The sequence below is a fragment of the Flavobacterium sp. MFBS3-15 genome (assembly GCF_026107645.2).
In the GTDB taxonomy this organism is placed as follows: domain Bacteria; phylum Bacteroidota; class Bacteroidia; order Flavobacteriales; family Flavobacteriaceae; genus Flavobacterium.
Window position 1 is genome coordinate 128,311 of the sequence record NZ_JAPCHV010000014.1, and the last position, 7,936, is coordinate 136,246.

The window sequence follows — 7,936 nt, forward strand, 5'->3', positions numbered from 1 at the left end:
ACTTACTCTTCCCCTAAATTGGGTTACTTGCTTTGAGTAAAGCAATAACCTTTGAACAAGTACTTCAGGCATGTCTTGCTCCCATCTCCTTTAGAGAGGGTTTAGAGGTGAGGTAAATACACATTGCTGATTTTGGGTTAATATTACCACACCATTAACCTCTGCCCTTCAATTTTACATTTAACAAACATTCGCCTGCGTCATCTTAATGGTTGTTTAGCATCGGGGTAATTTCTGCATAAAATACATAGCGGACTTTTGTGCCTTATAAATAAAACTACACAACTATGCTAAACAACTATGCTAAAAAAGGATTGCTGTTATTGGGCTTTAGCCTTGCTACGCAATTCGCTGAAGCGCAGGAGCTTCTTCACTATTGGCATTTCAACACGCTGGCTGCCGGTACGGTAACAGCCCCTGTTGCAGCCGATGATTCTGAAATTGCAGGTACTACCTCTATTACCTACCCGGGAACCGGCGCAGGCTACCTGGACGATGTTACCGGAGACATACTTAACGCCACGGACGGCATCGTGGCCGGAAAAGGCCTACGCCCGCGCAACCCGAGTAACACACGTGAACTGCTTATTGCATTCCCTACTACAGGCTACGAAGACATCGTAATGAAATTTGCCACCACAAGAACTACACAAGGCGCTTCTGAACAGCTGTACTCTTATAGTATAGATGGGGGAGCTAACTTTATCACTACAGGGCTTCCTGTAACAACATTCAGCCCCACGGTTGATATCTACGGCTTAGTAACGCTTGACTTTTCATCCATATCAGGCGCTGCCAACAACCCGAACTTCATTGTTAAGATCAACTTTGGCGGGACTACAGCGGCAGGAACCAGCGGAAATAACCGTTTTGACAACATCACGATTGAAGGTAATGAAATTGCTGTGCCGCAACTGCTGCACTACTGGCATTTCAATACGCTACCAACAGGTACCATAACTGCAGCGCTTTCTACGGACTTCTCTATCGTTGCCGGTACAAAGTCAATTACGTATCCCGGTACAGGCGCAGGCTACCTTGATGATGTAGCCGGCGATGCGCTTAACGCCCAGGGACCTGAAGGCGCAGGAAAAGGCCTTCGTCCGCGTAACCCGAGCAATACGCGCGAACTCCTTATCGCATTTCCTACTACAGGATATGAGGACATCGTAATGAACTTCGCTACAACCAGGACTACACAGGGTGCTTCGGAACAAAGCTACTCTTACAGTACGGATGGCGGTACGACATTCATCACAACATGGCTTCCTGTAACAACATTCAGCCCCACAGTTGACACCTATGGCCTTGTGACACTTGACTTCTCATCTATTGCAGGTGCCAATAACAACCCGAACTTCATTGTGAAAATCAACTTTGGCGGGACTACAGCGGCAGGCACGAGCGGCAACAACCGCTTTGACAACATCACCGTTAACGGGGTTGCGATGGAAGGCACACAGGACACTACAGCTCCTACAGTAGCAATTACTCCTATAAACAACGCTGTTTACACTGCCATATCAGTACAACCGACAATTGCATTTAATGAAGCGGTAAGGCTTATAGACGATTCAGCAATAACCAACATCAACGTTGATGCCCTCGTTGAGCTTAGGCTGAACAACGCAACAGGTGCAGTTGTTCCTTTTGATGCTACGATTACAGGAAATACAATCACTATAGCCCCTGTAGCTGCATTGCTTAACAATCAGCAATATTATGTAGCCCTCCTGCCAAACGTTGTTGAGGACATGAGCGGCAATGCGGTTACAGCAGCCCAGGCTTCAACGTTTACTACAATTGCCCTTCAAAGCAGTATTGGAGCAGGAGACATGGTATTTGTAGGTTACAGGATGAACAATACGGATGCCGACGACCAGGTAGCGCTGCTTACATTGGTAGATATAGCACCGGGTACTTTCATCAACCTTACCGACTCAAAATATACTACCAATGCACAGCCGCAATGCCCTAACGGGATTGTATGGACTGCAACTACATGTGTACCTGCCGGATCGGTTATCACGATACAGACTGAAGCTTTAGGCACTAATACAGGTATCGCTACAGGTTCAGGTTTTGGCCTTAGCTCCGGCGGTGACCAGGTAATGGTTTATACCGGCACAGCTGCTGCGCCTAACTACATTACAGCACTTTCTTCTAACGGATGGGTAACTGCAAACACAAGCTGTTCAGGCAGCAGCTCTATGATACCGGCCACGCTTACTGACGGCACAAATGCGCTTAATACAAGCACTTCACCCGGAAACAATGCAGGAAACACAGTGAATGCATACTACAGCGGCACACAGGCAGGATCCCCGGCCGAACTAAGGACAGCGATACTAAACCCTGCCAACTGGACAGGAGCTGGCGGAAGCACGCCTGCACAAACTTGGCCAACATGGGCTTTCCCCAGTTCGCCAACCGTACAATCGGCTACCGTGGTGAACAACACTACCATCGAGCTTGTTTTCAATAACGAGCTTGACGCTGCATCGGCTGCTACAGCTGCCAACTATACCGGCATAGCAGGACTTGCAACGGCATCGGCCAATGGCAATATGGTAACCCTTACCTACACTACCCCGTTTGCCGCTGGTACCGATTATGTACTTACTGTAAATAACCTGGAAGATGAAAGCGGCCTTACCATGGCTTGTGCCTACACCTTCAGCTTTGACTACAATACCGCCATTGCTTTCGCTACTGATTTTATTGTGGTAAACGAAAACACAGGTTCACTTGATTTTGTGCTTAACCTTACCAGCCCATCGGCAGGTACGGTAGACCTTGTCGTAAAAGCAGCGCCTTTTAGCACAGCTACAGCAGGCGAAGATTTTACCCTTGCCACGCAGACGCTTACCTTTACAGGATCGAGTGCGCTTACGCAAACCATCAACATCCCGATTATTGACGATACCAATGAGGAGCAGCAGGCAGAATATTTCGTACTAAGCCTTGAAAACGCTGTTGGCCTTACCATTGAAGGACAAACCCTGGCTACCATCTATATTAAAGACAACGACCGCCTTGCCCCGGTTCCTAACCAGGACATCCAACTGGACTACATTACGAGCTTTGACCCATCGGGCGCCAGCGACAGCACTTGTGAAATTGTAGCTTATGACCCTGCCAGCAAAAGGCTTTTCGCGACAAGCGCTGTCGAAGGCAGGCTGGATATCGTAGACTTCCAGAACCCGCAAGCCCCGGTAACTATCAATTCCATTGACATGAATACCTACGGCGGTGTAACAAGCGTAGCAGTTAAAAATGGGATTGTGGCAGTAGCCTCTCCAAATGCACAGGAGCACCTTGACGGAAAAGTGGTTTTCTTTGATACTGATGGCGACTACCTTAACCAGGTTACTGTTGGCGCTTTACCGGATAATATCTCGTTTACACCGGACGGAAGCAAAGTACTTACTGCCAACGAAGGCCAGCCAAACAGCGATTACAGCATCGACCCTGAAGGATCGGTAAGCATAATCGACATATCAGGCGGTATCCCTGCCCTTACACAAGCAGACGCTACTACCTTGCTGTTCACGGCATATAACTCACAGGAAACAACACTTATCTCTTCGGGCGTAAGGAAACTGAAACTGACCAGCACGATGTCGCAGGACTTTGAGCCGGAGTACATCACAACCGCTGCCAACTCAGAAAAGGCCTGGGTCACGCTCCAGGAGAACAACGCCATTGCAGAGATTGACCTTACCAACAATACCATTGCCGACGTATGGGCGCTTGGCACTAAGGACATGAGTGAGCCGGGCAACGGTTTCGACATCTCTGACAACAATAACGAGGTGCTTATCGCCAACTGGCCGATACAATCGTACTTTATTCCAGATGCCGTTGCGACTTATAATGTGAATGGCACTAATTATATCATCACTGCCAATGAAGGTGACGAGAAAGAATACACCGGATTTGAAGAAAGGACTACAATAGGCGCATCATCGTACCTGCTTGATGCAGCGAACTATCCCCAGGCAGCTATGCTCAAAAAGAACCATAACGCCGGAAGGATGAGGGTAACTAACCTGAACGGCAACACCGATGGCGATGCTGAATTTGAGCAGATTTATTCGGTAGGTACGCGTTCTTTCTCCATCTTTAATGCTGATACGAAAGAAATTGCTTATGACAGTGCCGACGACTTTGAAATGTACACAGCTTCTGCCCTGCCTGCAATCTTTAACGCCGACAGCGAAAGCAACACACCAAAATCAAGGAGCCGCGCAAAAGGCCCTGAGCCGGAAGGTGTAACCATTGCTGCCATAATGGACAGGACTTTTGCATTCATAGGCCTTGAGCGTATCGGCGGTGTAATGGTATATGATGTAACTGATCCTGCCAACGTACAGTTCGTTGACTATAACAACAGCAGGAGCACCTCTGCATATACAGGCGACCATGGTCCTGAAGGCATTACCTACATCAGCGCTGCCGACAGCCCTGACAGCAAGCCGTACATCATTGTGGCCAATGAGATAAGCGGTACCCTTTCGATCTTCGAAATAAACATGGAGAACCTTGGTGCCGGTGAATTCGGCAACAGCCAAAAAGCCTTTGTGGTATTCCCGAACCCTGTAGAAGATGGCATCGCTTACTTTAACCGTGCTGCCGACATAGAGGTATATGACTACAGCGGCAAGCTGATCCTGAAAGAAAAGCAGGCTCTTAAGATAGACACTTCAAACCTGGCATCAGGCCTTTACCTGGTAAAGACTTCTGAGGGCATAACCAAAAAATTACTGGTAAAGTAATAGTTGTTGTTTTGCGAATTTTAATTTTTTATCCTGCCTCCTAACAGAGGCAGGATTTTTTTATGGAAGTCGCTATCTTTATGCCGTAAAAACCAATCCATGGGAATGTTGCTCAACCCGTTAACCCTGTTCTGGATATTGCTTGCACTGTCGGCCATCTGCTATAAGCTCAAGCGTAAAAAAACATGCCGAATATTGGCAATCGTAGCCGTGGCCGAACTTTTCTTGTTTTCGGTAACACCCCTGCCTATCTGGATGATGAGAAACCTGGAAGGACAATACAGCATCTACAATCCCAATACACTCCAACGTTACCCTATCCTCGTACTCGGCGGTGGGCATACCAACGACCCTGACCTGCTCCCGCACCAGCGGCTCTCGCATGTTGCATTGGCCCGCTTGACAGAGGGCATGCGGCATTACCGCCTGACGCCCGGCTCAAAGCTCATCCTTTCAGGGTATTCGCAATCCGGACAAACATCGATGGCAGAAACCATGGCTTTGGCAGCAGTATCGTTCGGAATCAGCCCAAAGGACACCCTGATGATGACGGAACCGGCAACGACATGGGATGAAGCGCAGGAATATAAAAAACGTTTTGGTACCTCGGGTGAATTCCTTCTGGTAACCAGTGCCTCGCACATGCCACGCGCTATGGAAACCTTTAAATGTGCCGGACTGAAACCCATACCGGTACCGGCGGAGTTTGTCATTAAACATGACCCTCAAAAGTACTTATATAACTGGAAGCCATCGGCCAATAAGCTACTCTACTCGCAAATAGCGCTGCATGAATATTTTGGGATATGGTATTACAGGTGGTTTAAGGAGTAGGGATTGTTTATTGTTTATCGAACGTCAATCCCGTAAATAATGTCGTTTTTCCTGAAGATGTATTTAATTTCATCAAGTCGGTCATGGCCTTCGGGAATTTCTGCGTTTGCATTCAGCCCATCAGGATCCGGTGAAAAAGCACTCTGCCCACATTGAAAACAGATATCATAAGTGCAGATTAGATTATTGTTTTCATCAAAAAACAATATTGAATTCCGTGGGGTAAACATGCATTTTATTTCTTCCACCAATATTGGCCCGCGTCCTTTTAAATAAATATAATTGCACAAAATATGGCTTAATTCATTTATCCATGCACTATCAAGTTCTTTTTCTTGTAAAGTAAAATAAGACGTTGCCGGTGTAAAATAAAAAGTCCGGGGAAGCGAATTTTTTATTTTAAATTGATACTTGCTGATAACTTTTGGGTCGATTAGCCTCGCTTCTTCTATAGACAAGCTGTCTGCGAGCGGTGACATCATTTCACAATTTTTGTAAGCCACTAAAACCACTCTTTTAGCGATATTAAAGGGAAATAGTTTATTGCGTTCCGCTACCGTCTTTTTACCATAGTAGCCGCACTTTGCTTCCTGCGAAAACCCGGCAGAGCTTATCAGGCAAATGAAAATGAGAATGTAGTTTTTCATATTAGCTAATATAAAAATTCCTCCATCATTACAACGGAGGAATATTATAAAATAATATGTAACAGTTTATTATATTCCCGCCACTGCCTTTATCTCATCAATTATACGTACGGCAAGTGCATCGGCTTTGTCCTGCGTTTGCGCTTCGGTATAGATGCGGATGATCGGCTCGGTGTTGGATTTCCTGAGGTGTACCCATTCTTCAGCAAAGTCGATCTTCACGCCATCGATGGTCGAAATTTGCTCATCCTTGTACTTCGCAGCCATGCCTTCCAAAATCGCATCCACATTAATCTGCGGGGTAAGTTCGATCTTGTTCTTGCTCATGTAATACTGGGGGTAAGAGGCTCTCAAAGCTGCCACCGAAGTAATGTTGTTCTCGGCAAGGTACGTCAGGAACAGTGCCACGCCCACCAGTGAATCGCGGCCATAATGCAGCTCCGGATAAATGATGCCGCCGTTGCCTTCGCCGCCAATAATGGCTTTGTTTTTCTTCATCAGCTCTACCACGTTCACTTCGCCTACAGCACTGGCTTCATAAGTGCCGCCATGCTTTTGGGTGATGTCGCGCAGGGCACGCGATGATGACATATTGCTCACCGCATTGCCCGGTGTTTTGCTCAGCACATAATCGGCTACAGCCACAAGGGTATATTCTTCGCCGAACATTTCGCCATCTTCAGATATAAATGCAAGTCGGTCCACATCGGGGTCGACCACGATGCCAAAGTGTGCTTTTTCCTTCACTACCAGTTCGCATATGTCGCCAAGGTGTTCTTTCAAAGGTTCCGGGTTGTGCGGAAAATGGCCGTTGGGTTCACAGTATAATTTCACTACCTCCACTCCCATCTGCTCGAGCAGTTTGGGGATGATGATGCCTCCTGATGAATTCACACCGTCTACCACTACCTTGAATCCGGCGTTTTTGACGGCTTCTGCATCAACAAGCGGCAGTTCGAGCACCTCGTCGATATGGATATCCATATAGGCATCGTTTACGGTCACTTCGCCCAGGCTGTCCACATCCGAAAAATCGAAGGCTTCGCTTTCGGCGATCTCCAGTATTTTGGCGCCATCGGCGCCGCTGAGGAACTCCCCTTTTTCGTTGAGAAGCTTCAGGGCGTTCCATTGTTTTGGGTTGTGGCTTGCAGTAAGGATGATGCCACCGTCAGCTTTTTCAAGCGGTACGGCCACCTCTACCGTTGGCGTTGTAGACAGGCCAAGGTCGATCACGTCGATTCCCAGCCCGATAAGCGTATTCACCACAAGGTTATGGATCATGGGGCCGGAAATGCGTGCATCGCGGCCTATCACTACAGTTAGTTTTTCTTTGCCGGCATGGCCTTTTAGCCATGTACCGTATGCCGATGCGAATTTTACGGCATCAACGGGCGTAAGGTTATCACCTGTTTTTCCGCCAATTGTGCCGCGGATACCCGAAATAGATTTTATTAATGTCATTGGTTGTATTTTTGGTGGAACAAAGATAAACTTTTACCAATTTACCTGTGCAGGTTTGTGTGTTGGGATAGGGTTATTTTTTTTAGACCTCACCCCCAAGGGGCTGTCTCAAAAGTGAGGCAGCTCTAATTTTTTAAACAAATAAGGGAGCCCGAGGGCTCCCTATATTCTGCAAGTTTGTTAACTTGCGGTGTGTATAATAAATCAAAAGTAATC

Annotated in this window: 4 protein-coding genes; 2 read left to right on the top strand and 2 right to left on the bottom strand. The window is 47.2% G+C overall.

From position 1 onward, the window contains the following. Positions 1-287 precede the first annotated feature (287 nt). Positions 288-4,778 (top strand): choice-of-anchor I family protein, encoded by a 4,491-nt coding sequence (locus OGH69_RS13260; protein ID WP_265174964.1) that lies wholly within the window; start codon positions 288-290, stop codon positions 4,776-4,778. A gap of 99 nt (positions 4,779-4,877) precedes the next feature. Beyond that, positions 4,878-5,612, top strand: coding sequence for an ElyC/SanA/YdcF family protein (locus OGH69_RS13265; protein WP_265174965.1), 735 nt, complete (start codon positions 4,878-4,880; stop codon positions 5,610-5,612). A 14-nt stretch (positions 5,613-5,626) separates the two neighbouring features. On the opposite strand, the gene OGH69_RS13270 is transcribed toward OGH69_RS13265, so the two are convergent. Then, positions 5,627-6,259, bottom strand: a complete 633-nt coding sequence (locus OGH69_RS13270; protein WP_265174966.1) for a hypothetical protein — start codon at positions 6,257-6,259, stop codon at positions 5,627-5,629. 69 nt (positions 6,260-6,328) lie between these two features. Next, positions 6,329-7,720, bottom strand: coding sequence for a phosphoglucosamine mutase (gene glmM / locus OGH69_RS13275; RefSeq protein WP_265174967.1), 1,392 nt, complete (start codon positions 7,718-7,720; stop codon positions 6,329-6,331). Between the last annotated feature and the right edge of the window lie 216 nt (positions 7,721-7,936).